Annotated in this window: 1 protein-coding gene; it reads right to left on the reverse strand. The window is 72.3% G+C overall.

Annotation, left to right across the window (positions count from 1 at the left end):
* Nucleotides 1-2,010, reverse strand: a 2,010-nt coding sequence (locus DQW06_RS22780; RefSeq protein WP_232833126.1) for a hypothetical protein, incomplete at its 3' end; no start/stop codon positions are given.
* Between the last annotated feature and the right edge of the window lie 71 nt (nucleotides 2,011-2,081).

Raw genomic sequence — 2,081 nt, forward strand, 5'->3', positions numbered from 1 at the left:
GCCCCCGCCAGGGCCTCCGGGGCGGTCCCCGCCGCCGTTCGAGTTGGTGGAGGCGTCGATCACGCTGCCTCGGTTGACAGGGTCGTTCCCGAGGCTGGTGCGGTTCTCGGGGGCGTCCATGTCGTTCGGGGTCGTGGTGTCCGCGCGGTTGGTGACCAGGGGCGTGCGGTCCCGCATCTGCGGGCCGTCGTCGCCGAAGTCCGCGTCGCGGTGGTCGTCCGGGAAGCGCTGGGGACCGTCGCCGCCGGTGCCGGTCAGGTCCACCCGGTCGTACGACGGCGGGTTGGAGACGTCCTGGCTGCCCTCGAACGTGTCGTTGTTCCCGCCGCCGACGAGGGCGGGAACCCTCCCTGACTCCGGGCCGTCCGGGGACTGGTTGGCCTCCCACGCCGGGTAGTCCGAGGCGTGCGCGTTCATGTCGCTGAACACCGCCTCCAGGGACGGGTCCAGGCCCAGCTCCTCCAGGTCGGGCTGCCCGGAACGGTTCGGCCGGGGGGCGTCGCTGTCGCCTCCCTCCCCACCGAGGACCCTGCGCCCGAGGTCGCCCAGCTCGGCGGAGTCCGGATGCGAAGTCAGCAGCTCCAGGAGCTCCCGGCTGTCGTCGAGTTCACGCGTGGTCGGGTTCACGGCGGGCCGGGTGTCGGCCGGGCCGCCCTCCTCGTCGCCGTGGTGGTTGGCGACGCGCTGGCTGTCGGAGCCCTCGGAGCCGTTCCCGTCCCCGCCCGGGTTGTCCCCGCCGCCGAAGAAGCCCCCGCCGGTGAACCTGCTCAGCAGGTTCTGCATCTCCGACAGCCGGGAGGTGCTGAAGGCGCCCTCCCGGAGCTGGCCCAGGTCGATCCTGAGATCCGCCAGGGAGACGTTGCCGAACCGGGGCAGGCTCAGGTTGATCCGGCTCATGTCCGGCACGTCCACGTCGGGGACGCTCGGCCCGTCCCCGCCCATCCTGTTGAGCATGGCCGAACCGCGCCAGGCCATCAGCGGCACGCCCACGACCGCGCCCACGCCGGTCGCGGTCAGGGCGGCGCCGCCCACGGTCGCGCCGATGTTGAGCAGGGCGGTCCCGATGACGTAGCCGGGCCGCTCGCTCCACTCCTCCCAGGGCACCACCGCGTGCGCGGCGTCCTTCCAGGCGTTGCCGACGGTGTCCCAGCCCGACCAGCCCCAGCTGTCGCTCTCGGAGTCGTACATGCCCGCCAGTGACGCCAGGGACTGGAGGTTGCCCTCGTGGTACTCCCACATGGCGTCGCCCCAGGACATCTCGAACCAGCCCTCGGAGCTGTACATCCCGGTGATGCCGCCGACGTCCTCCGCGATCCCCACGAAGAAGTCGCCCACCGCCGCACCCGCGTCCACCCACCAGCCGTGGTCGGTCTCCATGGGACCGCCCCAGGCCATGGCCACGTCGCCGAGGTACCCGTCGTAGCCGTGCTCGAACTCGCCCGGCGCGGACTCCCCGTCGCCGTCGCCCGCGACGAAGTTGGTGCGGTCGGGGATGTCGGCGTTGATCGCGTTGGCGCAGGCCCGCTCGGCCTCCTCGTACTCGCGCCGCAGCGCGTCCGCGCGGTCGAGCAGCGCCTGGTGCTCCCCGACCTTCTCGCTCTCGCGCCCCAGGAGGCTGTCGACGAACCCGTCGGCCTCGCGCCAGTCGTCGTCGCCCTCGATGGAGTTGAGGAAGGTGTAGGAGTCGCTCTTGAGCGTGGACCACTTGCCCTTGATGTCCCGGACGGCCTCGGCGAAGGTCTCCAGCGCGCTCGCGGCCTTGTCGAAGGAGGTCTCCACCTTGTCACCGTCGGTCGCGACCGGGTCCACCACCGCGTACAGGGTCTCGGCCTCGGGCGCGGAGTAGCACGAGGACAGCCCCGCCCAGGCGCTCTTGATGTCGCCGCCGATTCCGGCCACATTGGCCCCCTCCCGGCGCAGGTCCCGCGCCTGTCTCTCCAGGGTGGCGGGACTGGCGGTCGGAATGGGGAAGGCCGCGGGGTTGATCAGGCCGCCCGTGGGCGTGCACATCTCGGTCACGGGGGTGCCTCCGTCTGGGAGCTGAGGGAAGAACGCGTCGGGGGTCCTCGGGGCCGGGGGAC

The organism is Nocardiopsis sp. TNDT3 (assembly GCF_003427465.1).
Taxonomy (GTDB): domain Bacteria; phylum Actinomycetota; class Actinomycetes; order Streptosporangiales; family Streptosporangiaceae; genus Nocardiopsis; species Nocardiopsis dassonvillei.